Source organism: Chromobacterium sp. W521 (assembly GCF_052805975.1).
The window spans coordinates 360,180-377,767 of record NZ_JBRBAF010000004.1; the positions used below are offsets into that span (position 1 = coordinate 360,180).

Here is a 17,588-nt window from a genome sequence, read left to right on the forward strand (position 1 = left end):
CAGGCCTGCCCAGACCGCGTCTGCTTTCTTGTCCAAGCCGCCCTTGCCGGGCGGATTCCATTCTTCCGACTGGCGCGCCGTGTCCGGACCGGGCATGGCGGCAAGCGCATGCGCGGATCGCGAACAACATTAAGACCAAGCTCAGAGAGGTTGCCGTGAAATTGATCCTTAAACTACTGGCCGGCATGGCGGTTGGCCTGGCGCTGGGGCTATGGGCCCCGGATGGGCCGCTGGCCTTGCTGATGACTTTCAAAGCCCTGTTCGGGCAGTTCATCGGCTTCATGATTCCGCTGATTATCGTGTTTTACATCATGAGCGGCATCGCCGCGTTGGAGTCCAACTCCGGCAAGATGCTGGGCTGGACCGTGGGGCTGGCCTATTGCTCCACTATTCTGTCCGGTTTGGCGGCCTTCGCCGTCTCCTCCGGCGTGCTGCCGTCGCTGATCGCTCAGGGGGTGCACGCCACCGATAAGCCGGCGGCGATCAAGGCCTTGTTCACGTTGGAGATCAAGCCGCTGTTCGATGTGATGACCGCCTTGATGCTGGCCTTCGTGTTTGGCCTGGGCATCGCCGTCACCCGCGCGCAGCGCCTCAAGGAAGTGGTGGATCAAGGCAAGGACATCGTCGAACTGGTGTTGGCCAAAGTGCTGATTCCGTTGTTGCCTGCCTATATCGCCTGCGTTTTCGCGGAGATGGCGGCCGACGGCTCCGTGTTCTCCACGTTGAAGACCTTTGGGGTGGTACTGGTGCTGGCCATCGCCATGCATTGGATCTGGCTGACCCTGCTGTACACGGTGACGGGCCTCGCCAGCGGCCGCAACCCCTGGTCTTTGATCCGCAATATGCTGCCGGCCTACCTGACCGCGTTGGGCACCATGTCGTCGGCGGCGACGATTCCGGTGGCGTTGCGCTCGGCCAAGCAGATGAAAGTCTCCGGCCCGGTGGCGGATTTCGTGATGCCGCTGTGCGCCACAATCCACCTGTGCGGTTCCACCATCACGCTGGTGACTTGCGCCACCGCGGTGATGTTGATGACGGCCGGTCTGGATGTGCCTAGCTGGGATGTGATGTTCCCCTTCATTCTGCTCTTGGGCGTGACCATGGTGGCGGCGCCGGGCGCGCCGGGCGGCGCGGTGATGTCGGCGCTGGGCATCCTGGCCAGCATGTTGCATTTCCCCGAGGCCAGCCTGGCCCTGATGATTGCGCTCTATTTGGCGCAGGATAGTTTCGGCACAGCCTGCAACGTCACCGGCGACGGCGTGATCGCGCTGTGGCTGGACCGCATCATGGGAAGGCCGGCGGGGGAGACGGATGAGGCGGAAGCCAAGCCGGCTTCGCAGCAAGCCTGAATTCGACTCATAGATTTATACGAACTATACAACGAGCATTTAATTATTTTTAGAGATAAAGAGAGCCATGTATATTGAGCCGGTCTTTCTGGCGCAGTAGAGCGCTGGCGGCTTTCGGCGGCGCTGTCGCCTGAAAGCCGGCCTTTTTCTGTTTGCCGGTTCAATGGAACCGCATGCAGGTTTCTCTCGTATCCTGTTTGGGCCGAACGATGTTCGGCCTTTTTCTTGTTTGTTTTCTTGGCGCATGCCGGGAGGCGCGATGTCGGCGATGGCGGAGTGTGAGGTGGCGGTTTGGGACCTGGGCGCGCCGCGCGCGCAGGCGGCGTTGCCGCGCTTGAATCAGATGCTGGCGCGGCATGGCTTCGAGGAGGAGCCCTTGTCCTGGCGTGATGAGCGCGTGCGCGGACAGCACGAGGACTGGCGTTTTCGCAGCGTCTTCCAGCCGGTGTTTCGTTTGCAGGACGGCGAGCCGAAGTTGTGGTCGGTGGAGGCGCTGGCGCGGGTGTCGGACCGCTTTGGGGGCCAATTGATTCCCACGGTGCTGTTCGCCGCGGAAACCACGCCGCGCCGCACCGTGTATGTGGACCGGCAACTGCGCTGTCTGCATCTGCTCAATTTCTTGTTGCAAGCGCCGCCGCCGGGCCTGGTGCTGTCGCTAAACGTCAATGCCCAGCACTTGGTGAACGTCAGCGAGGCGCATGGGCAGTTTTTCGCCGAGGTCTTGCAACTGCTGGGCGTGCAGCCTAGCCATGTGTGCCTGGAGATTGTCGAGGACGCGGTCAGCGATCCGGTGCGGCTGCATGGCGCGGTGCAACGCTACCGCGATCTGGGCTTCCTGATTTCCCTGGACGACTTTGGCCAGGGCGCGTCCAATCTGGAACGGGTGTGGCTGCTGGAGCCTGATTACGTCAAGTTGGACAAGGTGCTAATGCGGCGGGCCTTGATGCGGCCGGCGTTGCGAGACAAATTGGCCGAGTTGGTGGCCATCCTGAAGCTGCACGGGGCCAAGGTGGTGGGCGAGGGCATAGAAAGCGAGATGCAACTGGACATCGCCCGCGCCGCCGGCTGCGACTTTGTCCAGGGATTTCACTTGGCGCGGCCGGCAGATACCCTGAGCTGGCCGATTTCTTAGAACCTGTTCACGATCTGCTGCGTTGCGGCGATACGGCGTTAAAAACAAGCTCAAAATGCTCATGTGCCACGTGTACATTCCGCTTTTTCGCTCGTTTTCGCCTTGTCTCGCGCTTGCTCGCGAGATCGTGAACAGGCTCTTAGAACCAGTTCAAAGTCTGCTGCGCTTCGGCGATACCGCCTTGAAAACGGCTGACACGGTGCATGTGCATTTCGAAGGGATACTCACCGTGTCACGCCCCACAACGCGCAGCGGATCGTGAACAGCTTCTTAATCCAGCGGCTGAAACCACTCCTCATGGCGGCTTAAGGCCGTAAGTCCGCATTCGGCGCTGACCTCCTGCCAGACGCGTCGGAAAGCGTCCGCGTCGGCTATCTCCTCATAAACTTCCATCCAGGTGCCGGCGTCGTCGCGTCGACGCAGCAGGCGGCCGGCGACACCCGCGCGGGCCAGAACGCCGGCTTGCAGCGCCCGCAGCCGCGCAAGCAGGGGCGCGTTGTCCGTGTCGACCTTGAAATAGCAATAAAAACTGTAGCTCATCGGATGTCCTATGCAGGGCGCGCGCTTGATGCGTCGCAACGGAGTGGTTGTCAGCCAACACTAGGCAGGTATGATAGCCGTTCTAGGTTCCAAGGCGATGGATAGAGGAGAAGCGGTGCAGCAAGGGATGGATACCCTGGTGGTGGTGGGCGTGGGCCTGATTGGCGGTTCGTTCGCCCTGTCGCTGAAGCGCGCCGGGATGGCGCGGCATGTGATCGGCGTCGGCCGCACCCGGGAAAACCTGGAGCGGGCGCTGGAACTGGGCGTGGTGGACGAAATCAGCCAGGATTTGGCCGAGGTGGCCGGGCGCGCCGATCTGGTGTTGCTGGCCTCGCCGGTGGGGCAGATGGGCGCGCTGATGGCGGCGATGGCGCCGCGGCTGCGGCCGGAGACGGTCGTTACCGACGCCGGCAGCACCAAGGGCGACGTGGTGGAGTTGTACCGCCGGCATTTGCCGGACCAGTTGGCGCATTGCGTGCCGGCGCATCCCATTGCCGGCTCCGATCTATCCGGGGCCGCCGCCGCGCAGTACGGCTTGTACGAAAACCGCAAAGTCGTGCTGACGCCGTTGCCGGAGACCCTGCCTTCCGTCGCCGAGCGAGTGGCGGCGCTATGGCGCGCCTGCGGCGCGGAAATCCACTGCATGACGGCGCAGGAGCACGACGCGGTGTTCGCCACCGTCAGCCACCTGCCGCACTTGCTGGCCTTCGCCTATGTGGACATGGTGGCGGGCAAGGCCGACTCCGAGCGCTGCTTTGATTTCGCCGCCACCGGTTTTCGCGATTTCACCCGCATTGCCGGCAGCCATCCGGAAATGTGGACCGACATCAGCCTGGCCAACCGGGACGCCTTGCTTGAGGAACTCGACCGCTATCGCGCCGGTTTGGACCAATTGCGTCAAATGCTGGCGGCGGGAGACGGAGAGCGCTTGGCGGAGCGTTTCGGCGCGGCGCGCGGCGCGCGCACGCGCTGGCATCAGCAATTCATGCGCAAGGGGTGAAGATGGGCGTCAAAGTGGTGTTGATTACCGGCGCTTCGCGCGGCATAGGCGCGGCGACGGCGCGTCTGGCGGCAGTGGAGGGCTGGCGCGTTGCAGTCAATTACCGCCTTGACCAAACCGGAGCGGAGGCGGTTGTGGCCGAACTGCGGCAAGCGGGCGCGGACGCCGAAGCGTTTTGCGCTGATGTCTCGCTCGAGGCGGACATCGTGGGCTTGTTCGACGCGGTGGCGGCGCATTTTGGCCGCCTGGACGCGCTGGTCAACAATGCCGGCGTCACCGCGCCGATTGGCCGGCTGGAGGATTACTCGGCGCAACGGGTGGAGCAAGTCTTGCGCAGCAATGTGTTGGGCCCCGTCCTCTGTTGTCGTGAGGCGGTGCGCCGGATGTCCACCCGCCATGGCGGCGTTGGCGGCGCCATCGTCAACGTCTCTTCCGGCGCGTCGCGGCTGGGCTCGGCCGGAGAGTATGTCGATTACGTCGCCAGCAAGGGGGCCATCGATACCCTGACCCTGGGCCTGGCGCGGGAGGTGGCCGCCGAAGGCATCCGCGTCAACGCAGTGCGGCCGGGGCTGATCCATACCGGCATTCATGCCGCCAGCGGCGAGCCCGGCCGGGTGGAGCGCCTGGCCGGCAGCGTGCCGATGGGGCGCGGCGGCGCGGCCGAGGAGGTGGCGGCCGCCATTGTCTGGCTGTTGTCCGACGCCAGCTCTTTCTGTACAGGCAGCTTGCTGGACGTCAGCGGCGGTCGTTGAGCCAGCGCTCTCGCATCAAGTTGAGAAACTGGGCCACCAGCGGCGAATCTTCGTCCTGACGGGTGGCCAAGCCCATCGCCAGATAAGCGCCCTCGTCCAACAGCGGCACATAGCGCACGCCGGGGAGCCGCACGCATTCCAGCGGAGAGGGCAGGATGGCGATGCCGAGTCCGGCGGCCACCAGGCCGATTTGAGTGATCGCCTCGCCCGCCTCCTGTCGCGGCCGCCAGTCCATGCCTTGGCGGCGCGCCAGTTCGCGCAGCACCGTATTCAAGCCGGTGCCGGCCTCCTGGGGATAGCCGATCAGGCTCTCTCCGCGCAATTGCTCGAGCCGCAGCGCCGGCAGGCCCGCCAGCGGATGATCGGCGCTGATCACCACCCGCAAAGCGTCCCGCTGCAATTCCACCATCGCGATGTCCGCCATGGGCTCCAGACCGTTGAAGCGCACGAAGCCGATGTCCAGTCGCCGTTGTTGCAAGGCTTGGTATTGGTCTGTGGTGAACATCTCGCGCAGTTTGAGCCGCACTTCCGGAAAGCGCTGGCGATAATCGTGCAAGCCGGTGTGAAGGATGGGGGACAGCGGCAAAGAGGAGGTGAAGCCTATGCTCAACTCCCCGATTTCGCCGCGCGCGGCACGCCGGGCTTCCATCGCGGCCAGTTCCGCGTCGGCCAGAATGCGTTGGGCGCGGCCCAGGAATTGGCGGCCGGCCTCGGTCAGCTCCACCTTGCGCTGGTGGCGGCGCAGCAGCCGCACACCCAGTTCGGATTCCAGGGCCTGGATCTGCTGGCTGAGCGGAGGCTGGCCAATGTGCAGGCGCTGGGCCGCGCGGGTGAAGTGGAGCTCCTCGGCAACCGCAACGAAGTAGCGTAGATGGCGCAGTTCCATGATTGATATTTCAAAAGTATCAAATGATGTTTAAATATATATTGGACTGCGCTTTCGGCCAAGACTAAGCTCAAAGCCATATTTCGCATTGAAAGCTTTTCATGTCCGCCGATTCGTCGTCTCCTTGCCTTCGCGGCCTTGCGCCGCCACCGTCCGAACCCAGCTTTCCCCCGGCCAAATTGCATGCCGGCACCCCAGAATTTCGCGCCACCGCGCGAGCCATGTTTGTCGGCGGCTATTGCACCTTCGCCATGCTTTACGGCGCGCAGCCGCTGATGCCGATGTTCGCTCAGGAGTTCGCCCTGTCGCCGGCCGCCTCCAGCGGCGTGGTGTCGCTGGCCACCGGCAGTCTGGCCCTGAGCCTGATTCCCGCCGGCCTGCTGGCGGATCGCCTGGGCCGGCGCCCCTTGATGAACGCGGCGCTGGCGCTGGGCGCGCTGCTGATGTTGCTGTCTGCGCTGGCGGACAGCTTCCAGCATCTGCTGTGGCTGCGCGCGGCGTTCGGGGTGGCTCTGGCCGGCTTGCCTGCGGTGGCGATGACCTATTTGAGCGAAGAGGTGGACGCCAAGTCGCTGGGCCACTCTATGGGCCTGTATATCGCCGGCAATGCGCTGGGCGGGATGAGCGGCCGTTTCATCGCTTCCTTGCTGGCCGATCATCTAGGCTGGCGCTGGGCGTTGCTGACGCTGGCCTTGCTTGGCGTGGCGGGGGCTTGCTTGTTCTGGCGCAATCTGCCCCCGTCGCGTCATTTCCAGCCGCGCAGGCATGATTTCGGCCGCATGTGGCGGGAAGCCAAGGGCTTGTTCCGCGATCCAGGACTGCCCTGGTTGTTCGTCAGCGCCTTTTTGTTGTCCGGTTGTTTCGTCAGCTTGTACAACTATTTGGGTTTTCGTCTACTGGCCGCGCCGTTCAATATGAGCCAGAGCTTGTTGGGGCTGGTGTTTTCGCTGTATATCGTCGGCGTCTGGTCATCGGCCTGGGTTGGCAAGTTGTCGGACCGCCTGGGCCGGCGCAATGTGCTGTGGCTGATGGTCCTGTCCATGTTGCTGGGGCTGGGCTTGACCCTGAGCGACCGCGTGACGCTGCTGGTGGCCGGCATCGCCTTGTTCACCTTCGGTTTTTTCGCCGGTCATTCGGTGGCCAGCAGCTGGGTGGGGCTGCGGGCGCGGCAGGGGCGGGCGCTGGCCTCGGCCATTTATCTGAGTGCCTACTATCTGGGCTCCAGCTTGGTGGGGTCTTTGTCCGGCCTGATGTGGGGGAGGGGCGGTTGGCAAGGCGTTGCCGCGGTGCTGGCGGCCAGCCTGGCGGCGATGCTGGCGATCAGCCTGGGCTTGAGGCGGCTGCAGCCCTTGCCGCAACCTTGAGCCTGAAAGAAAAAAGCCCTGCGGCTTGGCGCAGGGCTTATTCATTGTGCAGTCGGCACGCAGCGGACTTTGAACCGCTTCTTATTGGATGATGCCGCCGCCCAAGCAGACATCGCCGTCGTACAGGACCGCGGACTGGCCGGGGGTGACCGCCCATTGCTTGTCGCGGAAGGTCAGCGTGGCCTGGCCGTCGACGATGGCGGATAGATTGCAGTTGGCGTCGGCCATGCGGTAGCGGTTCTTGGCGGCGTATTCGCCTGCCGCCGGCGGTGCCGGCAGCGTCCAGCTCAGGTCAGCCATCGCCAAGGTGGGCTTCAGCAGCAGCGGGTGGTCATGGCCTTGCACCACGATCAGCTTGTTGCCGGGAATGTCCTTGCCGGCGACGAACCACGGTTCGCCGGTGCCGTCGCGCGCGCCGCCTATGTTCAGCCCCTTGCGCTGGCCCAGGGTGTAATACATCAGGCCGATGTGCTCGCCCACCACCTTGCCGTCCGGAAGGATCATTTCGCCGGGCTTGGTGGGCAGATAGCGCTGCAGGAATTCGCGGAACGGCCGCTCGCCGATGAAGCAGATGCCGGTGGAGTCCTTCTTGGCCGCAGTGGGCAGGCCGGCTTCCTCGGCCAGCTTGCGCACCTCGGTCTTGCGGATGTCGCCAAGCGGGAAAATGGCCTTGGCCAACTGATGCTGCTGCAGCCGGTACAGGAAGTAGCTCTGATCCTTGGTGTGGTCCACCGCCTTCATCAGATAGTGGGTGCCGTCTTTTTCCAGCTTGCGCGCATAGTGGCCGGTGGCGATGCAGTCGGCGCCCAGCTCCATCGCATAGTCTAGAAAGGCCTTGAACTTGATTTCGGCGTTGCACAGCACGTCGGGGTTGGGCGTGCGGCCGGCGGAGTATTCCTTCAAGAAGTAGGAGAACACGCGGTCCTTGTACTCCTTGGCGAAGTTGACGATTTCCATGTCGATGCCGACGATGTCGGCCACGCTCATCGCGTCCAGCGCATCTTGTTTGATCGAGCAGTACTCGTCATCGTTGTCGTCTTCCCAGTTCTGCATGAAGACGCCGATCACCTCGTGCCCTTGCTGTTTCAGCAGCGAAGCGGTCACCGAGGAGTCCACGCCGCCGGACATGCCGACGACAATTCTTTTCTTACCCGTCACGGGGAATATCCTTCCATCCAAATATCAAGGGCAAGCACCACCGGGGCTTGCCCAAAGTCCTTGAACCAGCTGTCCACCGCCCAGTCCTGGCCGGAAAGCATGTCGCGCAGCACCGCGGTGTAATGCAGATCGAGCAGGCGCGGCGCGCGCCAGGCCGGTTTGCCCACCGTGTGGTATTGCAGCCAGCCGTGATCCTGCAGATAAGTGAGGAAAGTGGTGACATTGCTGCTGTGGTCCACGCAGTCCATGCGGCCTTCGGCGGGTCCGTCGCGGAAATTGCCGCCCTTGTCCTGCCAGATGGGCAGCGTGCGCGCGGCGATGTGATAGAGCGCGGTGACCGCGGCGCCGACGGCGGAACGTTCGGTTTCCGGGCTGTTGGCCTCGGACAGGCGAGCGGCGAGCCAGGCGTCGGCCTCGGCGGAGATGTTTACGTAGGCATGTCTGGAACAGCCGTAATGGTAGCAGATATTGATGGCGCTGGCTTGCGCGGCCCATGGAAACCAGGCCAGCATAGCCAATAGGAAAGGCAATGATCTCAAGGACATGCAGACTCCGGGCTGCGGGCTAAGGCGCCCGCTAGCGGTCGAGGTGGTGGATGAGCGACAGGGGGTGGCGCTTGCCGGCGCGGTAATCGTCCAGGCATTGCTGCACCACGGGGCTGCGATGCCGGGGGCGCAACGCGACGATGTCATCGTGGCTCAGCCATTGCGCGGACAGGATGCCCTCGTCCAGCCGCGGGTAGTCCTCGCGGCGCAAGGGGTGGCCGTAGAAGGCGAAACGCAGATAGGTGATGTCGCTGTTGGGGCGGTCCACCAGATAAATGCCCACCAGCCCCAAGGGCCGGAAGTGCCAGCCGGTTTCTTCCAAAACTTCGCGCTTTACCGCGTCTTCCAGTGTTTCGCCGTATTCCAGATGGCCGGCGGGCTGGTTGAAACAAATGCCATCGCTGGTCACCTCTTCCACCATCAGGTAGCGCCCATCCAGCTCAATGACTGCCGCAACTGTCGCATTTGGTTTCCACTGCGTCATGGTCTGCGCTTTCTTGTTGACAATGATTCTTGTTTGAATCTATATTCTTGATAACGATTCTCGATTACTTTAACTCAATCCCGAGTTAACTCACCACCGGAACTGCCATGTACGTTTGCCTCTGCCACGCTGTGACTGACAAGCAAATCCGCGAAGCGGTGCACAATGGAGCAACCCGCATGTGCGATCTGAGCCGCGAGCTCGGGGTGGCGACAGAGTGCGGCAAATGCGCCTGCATGGCTAACCAACTTCGCAAGGAGGCTGTCCACGCGCTTGGACCGGCTTCGACCGCTCGCAGCGCCGCCTAACTCCTGACCTCGCCTGTTGCTAGTCTCGGCCAAGGCCGAGCGAACTGCAAATCTCCCACGCACCGCACCCCGCGGCGCGTAGTCCTTTATTTTGCTTGTGATAACTTGAGACTGGCTCGCGCTATGTCATAATGGAAGAATCATTTCTTCCCGGAGAGCGCGATGCAAGGCGATAAAAAAGTTATCAAGTATCTGAACCAGATCCTCAAGAACGAACTGACCGCGATCAACCAGTACTTTTTGCATGCCCGCATGTACAAGAACTGGGGTTTGAAGAAACTGAACGAGCACGAATACCACGAGTCCATCGATGAGATGAAGCATGCCGACGCGTTGATCGAGCGCGTGCTGTTTCTGGAAGGTTTGCCGAATCTGCAGGACCTGGGCAAGTTGCATATCGGCGAGAATCCGAAGGAAATGCTGGAATGCGACTTGAAGTTGGAAATGGACGCGCTGCCGGTGTTGCGCGAAGCCATTGCCTACTGTGAAAGCGCCAAGGACTATGTGACCCGCGACTTGCTGGAAGACATTCTGGAGAGCGAGGAAGAGCACGTGGACTGGCTGGAGACGCAACTGGGCTTGATCGAAAGCGTGGGGCTGCAGAACTACCTGCAAAGCCAGATGCACGACGATTAAACGCGGCCAGGTTTCGACCGGGTCGGGAAAGAAAAAGGGCTGTCTTGCGACAGCCCTTTTTGCATGCGGCGCCCGCCGCCTTATTTCTTTTTGTCCGTATTCTTGTCGGTGCTGGGCTGGGAGGCGTCGCGCGGGCTTTCCGCCTCGGCTTCCTCCCAAGGCAGGGCCACTTTCTTTTTATTGATGGTCAGCACGCCGCTGCCGTAATTGAGCTCGGTGTTGATCTGGCCCTTGTCCTCGACGATGTACTGCTCGCTCTTCCACTGCGCCAACTGGCTGTCCAGCAGGTTCTTGGCCAGGTCTTCCACTTCCTTCATGTTCGGCTGGTCCTCGGCGCTCTGATCGACGGTGAACAGCGTGCGCGCTTGGGCGATCACCAGGTCTTCCAGCGTCTGGCGCGGCAGGCTGAGCTTGGCGTCCACTTCGAAGCGCCGGATGAACTGCGCCGCGTCGTTGAGGTCCGCGGGCTGCAGGCCCTTGACGCCCAGGCTGCCTTCCAGCTTGGCTTCGCCGTTGGGCATTTTCAGGTAGAACTCGTTGATCACCACCTTGGGGTCGTTCTGCAGCAGCGGAATGCCGTTCTTCTTGATGGTGTCGATGTATTGCTTGCGCAGCAGCGCGGGGTCTACGCCCTCGAACGGGATTTGGCCGATGGCCTGGTCCAGTTTGACCAGCGTCGGGCCGTGCAGGTGGTTGGCCGAGATATCCAGGCGCATCGGGCCGTAGCGGTGGTCGTTGAAGTTGAACTCGGCGAAGTTGAGCTTGCCGCGGGTGTTGACGTAGTCGTCCTGCTCGCTGGTGACGATTTGATAGCGGAAATCCTTTAGCGTCACCGCGGACGGCTTGAATTCGCCGGACGGGTTGATGAACTCGCCAACGCGCACGCGGGTCATCAGATAGACCAGCTCGTTCAGCTTGATGCTGTAGGGCACGCTTTCGCGGGAGTTGAGCCGGACATTGCCCACGGTCAGTTCGCTGGTGCCCAGCTTGACGCCGGTGCTGCCCGGACGGATGTCGGAAACGTAGCGCACGCCGTCGAAGGCGACCGTGCCTTTGCTGGCGGCTTCCAGCAGGAAGCCGGGAGACAGCGCTTCGGTTTTGTATTCCTTGTAGCCGTTTGCGTAGTCGAGCTTCAGGTCAAAGCCCTTCCATTTCATCTTCACGCCGGACAGCGCTTCCTCATAGTCGAAGGCCGGAACCTTGACGTCCAGTTCGCCGCCGCCGCCGAAGCCCAGACGGTTGAAGATGGTGATGGGTTCCTTGTCGCCGAAGAAGCTGGCCAGCGTCTTGCGGGTGGAGTCGCTCATCGCGAACTCCGTGCGCACCAGCGCGCGGCCGGGCCGGAAGTCGAAATCGCCGATGCCGGGAAGGGGGCCGTGCTTGACGTGGTTGGTGAACTTGATGGTGGCGTTCAACAAGGGCTTCACATTGTCGGGCAGCATGTTTTCATACGGGCCGGACAAATGGCGGTTGAACACCAGTTCTGTGGTTTCCGTGGAGGAGAACCAACCGCGTTGGTAGCTGTGGGATTTGACTTTGAACAGCGGCAGGTCGGCCAGCATCTTGTGCTGTTCCTGCAAGGTCTGCTCCGCCTTGACGCCGGCCCACAGGGTTGCGCCTCCATACAGAACGAACAGGCCACCGAGGGTGGCGCCGGCAATGATCAGACGACGATTTGGCAACACTAGCGCTTTTTCTTAACTAGGATGGAATGAAGCCCTATGGTACACCATCGTCCGCCGCTTGCGTTACTGCCGGCGAGTGAACCCAAGGGCGCTGGCGGGGTCCAAACTCGCGTTTGCGGCGGATGGATAATCGGCGAAAACGCAAAACGGTCTGACATTGGCGGACCGCTTGTATAGAATAGAGTCTTTCTTCTAGTTTGATTTACGAGGCGCGATTAGTACATGAATTGGATAAACGGCGTGCTTGACCTCCCCTGGTGGGGCTATATCGTGGTCGCTTTGGCTCTGACCCACGTCACCATCGCAGCGGTCACCATCTTTCTGCATCGTCACCAAGCGCACCGCGCGCTCGATTTGCATCCCATTCCCAGCCACTTCTTCCGTTTCTGGTTGTGGCTGACCACCGGCATGGTCACCAAACAGTGGGCCGCCATCCATCGCAAGCATCACGCCAAGTGCGAGACTGCGGACGACCCGCACAGCCCGCAGGTCTTGGGCATCAAGAAGGTATTGTGGGAGGGCGCGGAACTGTACCGCGGCGCCTGCAAGGATCAGGCCATCATGGACAAGTTCGGCCACGGCACCCCGGACGATTGGCTGGAACGCAATGTCTACACTCGTCACAGCGCCAAGGGCATCGTGCTGATGTTGCTGATCAATCTGGTGTTGTTCGGGCCTATTGGGCTGACGATCTGGGCGGTGCAGATGATCTGGATCCCGTTCTGGGCGGCCGGCGTCATCAACGGCATTGGCCACTTCTGGGGCTACCGCAACTTCGAGAACGAGGACGCGTCCACCAATATCTTCCCCTGGGGCATCCTGGTGGGGGGCGAAGAGTTGCACAATAACCACCATACCTTCGGCACCTCGGCCAAGCTGTCGTATAAATGGTACGAGTTCGACATCGGCTGGATGTATATCCGCATTCTGGAAATCCTGGGGCTGGCCAAGGTGCGCAAGGTGGCGCCGCGCTTGGCCGAGGACGCTTCGCGTCCGCAATTGGATCTTGAACATTTGCAGGCCATCATTTCCAACCGCTACGCCATCGCTTCCCGTTACGCGCGTGAGTTGAAGGAGGTGTATCGCAGCGAGTTGGACAAGATCAATCTGCCCGACTTTTCCGGCAGCAAGCTGAGCCGCAAGATGAAAGTGTGGTTGAAGCAGGACGCCAAGGACACGCCGGAAACCGAGCGCATGCAGTTGGCCGCTTTGATGGAACACAGCCAGGTGCTGGCCACGGTGTATTCGATGCGTCAGGAGCTGACCCGCCTGTGGGAGCGCTCCACGCTGAGCCGCGAGCAACTGCTCAAGGAGCTGCAGGACTGGTGCACCCGCGCCGAGGCTTCGGGCATCGCCGCCTTGCAGCGTTTCTCGATAAGCTTGCGTCAGGCCGCAATGGTTTAAGCCGGTTTGATTCGATAAAAACCCGCAGCGCGCTGCGGGTTTTTTTGCGTCCGCGCGGGTTGGCAACCATGCTTTTTGCATGCCAATTAGATTTGTTTTTTATATAAAAATAAGAAATAAAATTTATATTTGTAATAATATTTGGAAATATAATGGGCCATCTTGATGCAACTCTGCGAGATGGACATGGCTACACTGCAACTGACCGACGGGGCGAGCGAGCTGCCCTATATTCATGGTTTTTCCGCTACCGAGCAGGCGCGTTTGGTGCGCCAGGCGCGCTTCTCAGAATCCGTCGTGTACCGGGACATCGATTTCTCCGGCGTCGGCCAACTGCTGGAAGTAGGGTGCGGCGTCGGTGCGCAGACCGAGATTCTGTTGCGGCGCTATCCTGATCTGGAGGTGACCGGCGTCGACTTCAGCCAGCGTCAGTTGGCTGTGGCCCGCCAGCGTCTGCAAGGCAGCCCATGGCAGGACCGTGCTCGGCTGCTGCATATGGATGCCGAGGATTTGGACTTCCAGCCGGCCAGCTTCGACGCCGCCTTCCTGTGCTGGGTGCTGGAGCATGTATTGTCGCCGGAGCGGGTGTTGGCCGAGGTGCGTCGCGTCTTGAAGCCTGGCGCGCGGCTCTACGCCACCGAGGCGATGAACGCCTCTTTCTTCCTGTCGCCTTATTCCTCCCATCTGCAGCAATACTGGCTGGCTTTCAATGATCATCAACTGGCGGTAGGAGGAGATCCCTTCGTTGGCGCCAAGCTGGGCAATATGCTGCTGCGGCTGGGTTTCCGCCATGTCGAAACCCAGGTCAAGACCTGGCATCTGGATAGCCGCGACCCGCACCGCCGACAGCAAGTGCTGGACTACTGGACCGAGCTGTTGTTGTCGGCCGCGGATCAACTGATCGAGGCCGGACGAGTGGACGCCGGGCTGGTGGCGGCGATGACGCGGGAACTGCGCCAATTGCGCAGCAATCCGGAGCTGGTGTTTTTCTATAGTTTTCTGCAAGCCACCGCCGTGGTGTGAAGCGGCGGTTTTTTTACTCTCTATATAACTACAAGTTTTTAAAAATAATATTTATATGCGGTAGCTAGGAGATTTCAATATGCAAGACCAATCCGTTTTGTCCTTGATCGGCAATACGCCGCTGGTAAAGGTGGCGCATCTGGACACCGGCCTGTGCGAGCTGTATTTGAAACTGGAAAGCCACAATCCGGGCGGTTCGATCAAGGACCGGGTGGCGTTGTCGATGATTGCCGCGGCCGAGCGCGAAGGCAAGCTGAAACCGGGCGGAACCATTGTCGAGGCCACCGCCGGCAACACCGGTTTGGGGTTGGCGCTGGTGGCTTCGCAAAAAGGCTATCGGCTGGTGCTGGTGGTGCCGGACAAGATGAGTCGGGAGAAGATTCTGCATCTGCAGGCCTTGGGTGCGGAAGTGGTGCTGACCCGGTCCGACGTGGGCAAGGGGCATCCGGAGTATTACCAGGACTTGGCCGCGCGTATCGCCAAGGAAACGCCGGACGCTTATTACATCGACCAGTTCAACAACCCGGCCAATCCGCTGGCGCATGAAACCGGCACCGGCCCGGAGATCTGGGAGCAGATGCGTCATGAACTGGACGCGGTGGTGGTGGGCGTGGGCTCCAGCGGCACCTTGACCGGGCTGACGCGTTTTTTCAGCCGAGAGGCGCCGCAAGTGGAGATCGTGCTGGCGGATCCGGTGGGCTCGGTATTGGCCGACCATGTTGAAACCGGGCGGCACGGCGAGGCCGGCAGCTGGCTGATCGAAGGCATAGGCGAGGACTTCATCCCGCCGCAAACCGATTTCAGCCTGGTCAAGCGCGCTTATCGCATCAGCGATCAGGAAAGCTTCGACAGCGCCCGTCTTTTGCTGAGCCAGGAGGGCATTCTGGCCGGATCCTCGTCCGGAGCGCTGCTGGCGGCGGCCTTGCGTTATTGCCGCGCCCAAACCGAGCCCAAGCGGGTGGTGACGCTGGTGTGCGACAGCGGCAACAAGTATTTATCCAAGATGTACAACGACGATTGGCTGGTGGACAACGGCTTGGTGGAGCTGCCGCGGCTGGGCGATCTGACCGACTTGATCGTGCGCCGCCACGCCGACGGCAGCACCGTTTCCTGCCACCCGGACGAGCCCTTGAACGTGGTGTATCAACGCATGCGCCTGCACGATGTGTCGCAGTTGCCGGTGCTGGCCGATGACAAGGTGGTCGGCATTCTGGACGAGTGGGATTTGCTGCTGTCAGTGCACGGCGAGCCGGAAAACTTCCGTCAGAACGTGCGCAGCGCGATGACCAGCGAGGTGCGCACCCTGTCGCCGCGGGCTTCTTTGCAGGATCTGCTGCATATTTTCAACGACGGCCACGTTGCCTTGATGGTGGACGGCGAGCGCTATCTGGGCCTGATCACTCAGGCCGACCTGCTGGCTTTCTGGCGCCGTCAGCCGCGCTCGCGCTCCGTTTAGTCCTAATTAAGCGCCGGTCCGAACGGGACCGGCCATCCGTATTGAAAGTAAACGCCATGACCGATTTCAACACTTTATCCATCACCGCCGGACTGCATCAGGACGCCTTCGGCGCGGTAATTCCGCCCATCTACGCCACCTCCACTTACCGGCAGTACGCGCCGGGCGAACACAGCGGCTACGAGTATTCACGTTCGCAGAACCCGACGCGCGAAGCCTTGGAGCGCGCTTTGGCGGAGCTGGAAGACGGCGTGCGCGGCTACGCCTTTCCCTCCGGCCTGGCGGCCATCGCCACGGTGCTGGAGCTGCTGCCGGCGGGCAGCCACCTGATCGCGGTCAACGATCTGTACGGCGGCACTTATAGATTGTTCGAGCAGGTGCGCAAGCAAAGCGCTCAGCTGGAGATTAGCTATGTGGCGTCGGAGGACTTAGAGGCCTTGCAGGCGGCGATCCGACCGAACACCCGCATGATTTGGGTGGAAACCCCGTCCAATCCGCTGAACCAGCTGGTGGATTTGGCGGCGGTGGCCGAGCTGGGACGGCGGCACGGCCTGATCACGGTGGCGGATAACACCTTCGCCTCGCCGGTGGTGCAACGGCCGCTGGCTTTCGGTTTCGACATCGTCGTCCATTCCGCCACTAAATATCTGAACGGTCATTCCGACGTGATCGCCGGCGCGGCGGTGGTGAGCCGGCGGCGGCCTGAGCTGGCCGAGCAGCTGGCTTTCCTGCACAACGCCGTCGGCGCGGTGCTGGACCCGTTCGCCAGTTTCTTGGTGTTGCGCGGCTTGCGCACGCTGGCCCTGCGGGTGGAGCGCCACAACAGCAACGCGCTGGCGGTGGCGCGCTGGCTGGAAGCCCAGCCGCAGGTGGAGCGGGTATTGTATCCGGGCCTGGCCAGCCATCCGCAACATGAGCTGGCGCGCAGGCAGATGCAGGGTTTCGGCGGTGTGGTGTCTTTCTATTTGAAAGGCGACGCCGAAGAAACCCGGCGGGTGCTGGCGCGTTTGAAGTTGTTCACGCTGGCGGAAAGCCTGGGCGGAGTGGAGAGCCTGGTGTGCCTGCCGGCGGCGATGACGCATGCGTCGATTCCGCTTGAACGTCGGCGCGAGCTGGGCATTGCCGATAATCTGATCCGTTTGTCGGTGGGCATCGAGGGCGAGGCCGCGCTGATCGAGGACTTGCGTCAGGCATGGCAATAGCCTGCGCGACCGGGTTAGAATCTTTGTCTTGATCCGACTCACCAAGGGGAATCCGCATGAGCATTTATCGTCACAAGCAAGGCGCGCGTCTGGCAGAAGCCGTGGTCACCAACGGCCTGATCTTCCTGGCTGGCCAGGTGCCGGAAAACACCGACGCCGACGCCAAGGCGCAAACTGAAAACGTGCTGGGCCAGATCGACGCGCTGTTGGCGGAGCTGGATTCGGACAAGAGCAAGATCGTCGACGTCACCATCTTCTTGGCCAGCCTGGCCGATTACGATGCGATGAACGCCGCCTGGGACGCCTGGGTGCCGGCCGGAAGCGTGCCTGCGCGCGCCACGGTGGAAGCCAAGCTGGCCAATCCGGCTTGGAAAGTGGAAATCAAGCTGGTGGCCGCACGCTAAGAACGTGTTTACGATCTCGCGAGCTAAGGCGAGACAAGGCGAAAGCGGCTGAGAAAGCGGCTGAGAAAGCGGAATGTACGCGTGTTAGATGAGCATTTCGAAGCCGTTTTCAATGCCCCTTTCTATATCCATCCCGCCGATGCGCCGCAGACCGTAAACAGGTTCTAAAAGGTCCTTGCCGCCGCCACCGCCCACGTCATGCGACGTGGGCTTTTTTATTGATTTTTGCAGGCTGTCTGCTGGGCCAAAGGCCAGCAGGA

General features: G+C 61.6%; 18 protein-coding genes. 12 read left to right on the forward strand and 6 right to left on the reverse strand.

Going from position 1 to position 17,588, the window contains the following annotated elements:
- Positions 1 to 155 precede the first annotated feature (155 nt).
- Together ACUXV1_RS08265 and ACUXV1_RS08270 are read left to right on the forward strand one after the other, a co-directional pair.
- On the forward strand, positions 156 to 1,349 hold the full coding sequence (locus ACUXV1_RS08265; RefSeq protein ID WP_114153768.1) for a dicarboxylate/amino acid:cation symporter: 1,194 nt from the start codon (positions 156 to 158) through the stop codon (positions 1,347 to 1,349).
- Positions 1,350 to 1,608: 259 nt separating this feature from the next.
- Entirely contained in the window at positions 1,609 to 2,481 is an 873-nt protein-coding gene (locus ACUXV1_RS08270; protein WP_446014903.1) for an EAL domain-containing protein, read from the forward strand.
- Between the two features lie 270 nt (positions 2,482 to 2,751).
- Here the strand turns inward: ACUXV1_RS08270 and ACUXV1_RS08275 are convergent, their stop codons facing one another.
- On the reverse strand, positions 2,752 to 3,021 hold the full coding sequence (locus ACUXV1_RS08275; RefSeq protein WP_114153766.1) for a DUF4936 family protein: 270 nt from the start codon (positions 3,019 to 3,021) through the stop codon (positions 2,752 to 2,754).
- A 70-nt stretch (positions 3,022 to 3,091) separates the two neighbouring features.
- Between ACUXV1_RS08275 and ACUXV1_RS08280 the strand changes: the two genes are divergently transcribed.
- Together ACUXV1_RS08280 and ACUXV1_RS08285 are read left to right on the forward strand one after the other, a co-directional pair.
- On the forward strand, positions 3,092 to 4,021 hold the full coding sequence (locus ACUXV1_RS08280) for a prephenate dehydrogenase (RefSeq protein WP_446014905.1): 930 nt from the start codon (positions 3,092 to 3,094) through the stop codon (positions 4,019 to 4,021).
- A gap of 2 nt (positions 4,022 to 4,023) precedes the next feature.
- Positions 4,024 to 4,773, forward strand: coding sequence for an SDR family oxidoreductase (locus ACUXV1_RS08285; RefSeq protein WP_446014906.1), 750 nt, complete (start codon positions 4,024 to 4,026; stop codon positions 4,771 to 4,773).
- On the opposite strand, the gene ACUXV1_RS08290 is transcribed toward ACUXV1_RS08285, so the two are convergent.
- Positions 4,757 to 5,659, reverse strand: a complete 903-nt coding sequence (locus ACUXV1_RS08290; RefSeq protein ID WP_043635838.1) for a LysR family transcriptional regulator — start codon at positions 5,657 to 5,659, stop codon at positions 4,757 to 4,759. The genes ACUXV1_RS08285 and ACUXV1_RS08290 overlap by 17 nt on opposite strands.
- Positions 5,660 to 5,760: 101 nt before the next feature.
- Here ACUXV1_RS08290 and ACUXV1_RS08295 point away from each other — a divergent pair, with 101 nt between their 5' ends.
- On the forward strand, positions 5,761 to 7,023 hold the full coding sequence (locus ACUXV1_RS08295) for an MFS transporter (protein WP_446014907.1): 1,263 nt from the start codon (positions 5,761 to 5,763) through the stop codon (positions 7,021 to 7,023).
- Positions 7,024 to 7,104: 81 nt separating this feature from the next.
- Here ACUXV1_RS08295 and mnmA read toward each other — a convergent pair whose 3' ends face one another.
- From mnmA to ACUXV1_RS08310, 3 genes are read right to left on the reverse strand one after another with little or no spacing between them, the layout of a single operon-like run.
- Positions 7,105 to 8,181 (reverse strand): tRNA 2-thiouridine(34) synthase MnmA, encoded by a 1,077-nt coding sequence (gene mnmA / locus ACUXV1_RS08300; RefSeq protein WP_194426846.1) that lies wholly within the window; start codon positions 8,179 to 8,181, stop codon positions 7,105 to 7,107.
- The gene (locus ACUXV1_RS08305; RefSeq protein WP_231138230.1) at positions 8,178 to 8,726 is read right to left on the reverse strand and encodes a hypothetical protein; all 549 of its coding nucleotides are present in this window, start codon (positions 8,724 to 8,726) and stop codon (positions 8,178 to 8,180) included. Before ACUXV1_RS08305 ends, mnmA begins: the two co-directional genes overlap by 4 nt.
- A gap of 31 nt (positions 8,727 to 8,757) precedes the next feature.
- On the reverse strand, positions 8,758 to 9,210 hold the full coding sequence (locus ACUXV1_RS08310) for an NUDIX hydrolase (RefSeq protein ID WP_043635827.1): 453 nt from the start codon (positions 9,208 to 9,210) through the stop codon (positions 8,758 to 8,760).
- A gap of 107 nt (positions 9,211 to 9,317) precedes the next feature.
- On the opposite strand from ACUXV1_RS08310, the gene ACUXV1_RS08315 reads away from it, so the two are divergent.
- Together ACUXV1_RS08315 and bfr are read left to right on the forward strand one after the other, a co-directional pair.
- Complete coding sequence (locus ACUXV1_RS08315; RefSeq protein WP_043635824.1) at positions 9,318 to 9,518, forward strand: (2Fe-2S)-binding protein; 201 nt, start codon at positions 9,318 to 9,320, stop codon at positions 9,516 to 9,518.
- Positions 9,519 to 9,680: 162 nt separating this feature from the next.
- The gene (gene bfr / locus ACUXV1_RS08320; RefSeq protein WP_019103979.1) at positions 9,681 to 10,154 is read left to right on the forward strand and encodes a bacterioferritin; all 474 of its coding nucleotides are present in this window, start codon (positions 9,681 to 9,683) and stop codon (positions 10,152 to 10,154) included.
- 80 nt (positions 10,155 to 10,234) lie between these two features.
- Here the strand turns inward: bfr and ACUXV1_RS08325 are convergent, their stop codons facing one another.
- A complete protein-coding gene (locus tag ACUXV1_RS08325) occupies positions 10,235 to 11,839 on the reverse strand; it encodes a YdgA family protein (protein WP_019103978.1) in 1,605 nt (534 codons plus the stop codon).
- A gap of 222 nt (positions 11,840 to 12,061) precedes the next feature.
- Here ACUXV1_RS08325 and ACUXV1_RS08330 point away from each other — a divergent pair, with 222 nt between their 5' ends.
- The 5 genes from ACUXV1_RS08330 to ACUXV1_RS08350 all read left to right on the forward strand — a co-directional run bounded on the left by ACUXV1_RS08330 (position 12,062) and on the right by ACUXV1_RS08350 (position 17,328).
- Positions 12,062 to 13,243 carry a DesA family fatty acid desaturase gene (locus ACUXV1_RS08330; RefSeq protein WP_019103977.1) on the forward strand — a complete coding sequence of 394 codons (1,182 nt, stop codon included), beginning with the start codon at positions 12,062 to 12,064 and terminating at the stop codon, positions 13,241 to 13,243.
- A gap of 186 nt (positions 13,244 to 13,429) precedes the next feature.
- Complete coding sequence (locus tag ACUXV1_RS08335) at positions 13,430 to 14,266, forward strand: class I SAM-dependent methyltransferase (RefSeq protein ID WP_019103975.1); 837 nt, start codon at positions 13,430 to 13,432, stop codon at positions 14,264 to 14,266.
- 79 nt (positions 14,267 to 14,345) lie between these two features.
- The gene (locus ACUXV1_RS08340) at positions 14,346 to 15,722 is read left to right on the forward strand and encodes a pyridoxal-phosphate dependent enzyme (protein ID WP_019103974.1); all 1,377 of its coding nucleotides are present in this window, start codon (positions 14,346 to 14,348) and stop codon (positions 15,720 to 15,722) included.
- A gap of 56 nt (positions 15,723 to 15,778) precedes the next feature.
- Entirely contained in the window at positions 15,779 to 16,924 is a 1,146-nt protein-coding gene (locus ACUXV1_RS08345; RefSeq protein WP_019103973.1) for a trans-sulfuration enzyme family protein, read from the forward strand.
- Positions 16,925 to 16,980: 56 nt separating this feature from the next.
- A complete protein-coding gene (locus tag ACUXV1_RS08350) occupies positions 16,981 to 17,328 on the forward strand; it encodes a RidA family protein (protein ID WP_043591820.1) in 348 nt (115 codons plus the stop codon).
- The last annotated feature ends 260 nt before the right edge of the window (positions 17,329 to 17,588 follow it).

Bases quoted from the DNA above. Each gene is read 5' to 3' on its own strand.
- ACUXV1_RS08270 (WP_446014903.1), top strand. From the start codon at position 1,609: ATGTCGGCGATGGCGGAGTGTGAGGTGGCGGTTTGGGACCTGGGCGCG.
- ACUXV1_RS08275 (WP_114153766.1), bottom strand. From the start codon at position 3,021: ATGAGCTACAGTTTTTATTGCTATTTCAAGGTCGACACGGACAACGCG.
- ACUXV1_RS08280 (WP_446014905.1), top strand. From the start codon at position 3,092: ATGATAGCCGTTCTAGGTTCCAAGGCGATGGATAGAGGAGAAGCGGTG.
- ACUXV1_RS08285 (WP_446014906.1), top strand. From the start codon at position 4,024: ATGGGCGTCAAAGTGGTGTTGATTACCGGCGCTTCGCGCGGCATAGGC.
- ACUXV1_RS08290 (WP_043635838.1), bottom strand. From the start codon at position 5,659: ATGGAACTGCGCCATCTACGCTACTTCGTTGCGGTTGCCGAGGAGCTC.
- ACUXV1_RS08295 (WP_446014907.1), top strand. From the start codon at position 5,761: ATGTCCGCCGATTCGTCGTCTCCTTGCCTTCGCGGCCTTGCGCCGCCA.
- ACUXV1_RS08305 (WP_231138230.1), bottom strand. From the start codon at position 8,726: ATGTCCTTGAGATCATTGCCTTTCCTATTGGCTATGCTGGCCTGGTTT.
- ACUXV1_RS08310 (WP_043635827.1), bottom strand. From the start codon at position 9,210: ATGACGCAGTGGAAACCAAATGCGACAGTTGCGGCAGTCATTGAGCTG.
- ACUXV1_RS08315 (WP_043635824.1), top strand. From the start codon at position 9,318: ATGTACGTTTGCCTCTGCCACGCTGTGACTGACAAGCAAATCCGCGAA.
- bfr (WP_019103979.1), top strand. From the start codon at position 9,681: ATGCAAGGCGATAAAAAAGTTATCAAGTATCTGAACCAGATCCTCAAG.
- ACUXV1_RS08330 (WP_019103977.1), top strand. From the start codon at position 12,062: ATGAATTGGATAAACGGCGTGCTTGACCTCCCCTGGTGGGGCTATATC.
- ACUXV1_RS08335 (WP_019103975.1), top strand. From the start codon at position 13,430: ATGGCTACACTGCAACTGACCGACGGGGCGAGCGAGCTGCCCTATATT.
- ACUXV1_RS08340 (WP_019103974.1), top strand. From the start codon at position 14,346: ATGCAAGACCAATCCGTTTTGTCCTTGATCGGCAATACGCCGCTGGTA.
- ACUXV1_RS08345 (WP_019103973.1), top strand. From the start codon at position 15,779: ATGACCGATTTCAACACTTTATCCATCACCGCCGGACTGCATCAGGAC.
- ACUXV1_RS08350 (WP_043591820.1), top strand. From the start codon at position 16,981: ATGAGCATTTATCGTCACAAGCAAGGCGCGCGTCTGGCAGAAGCCGTG.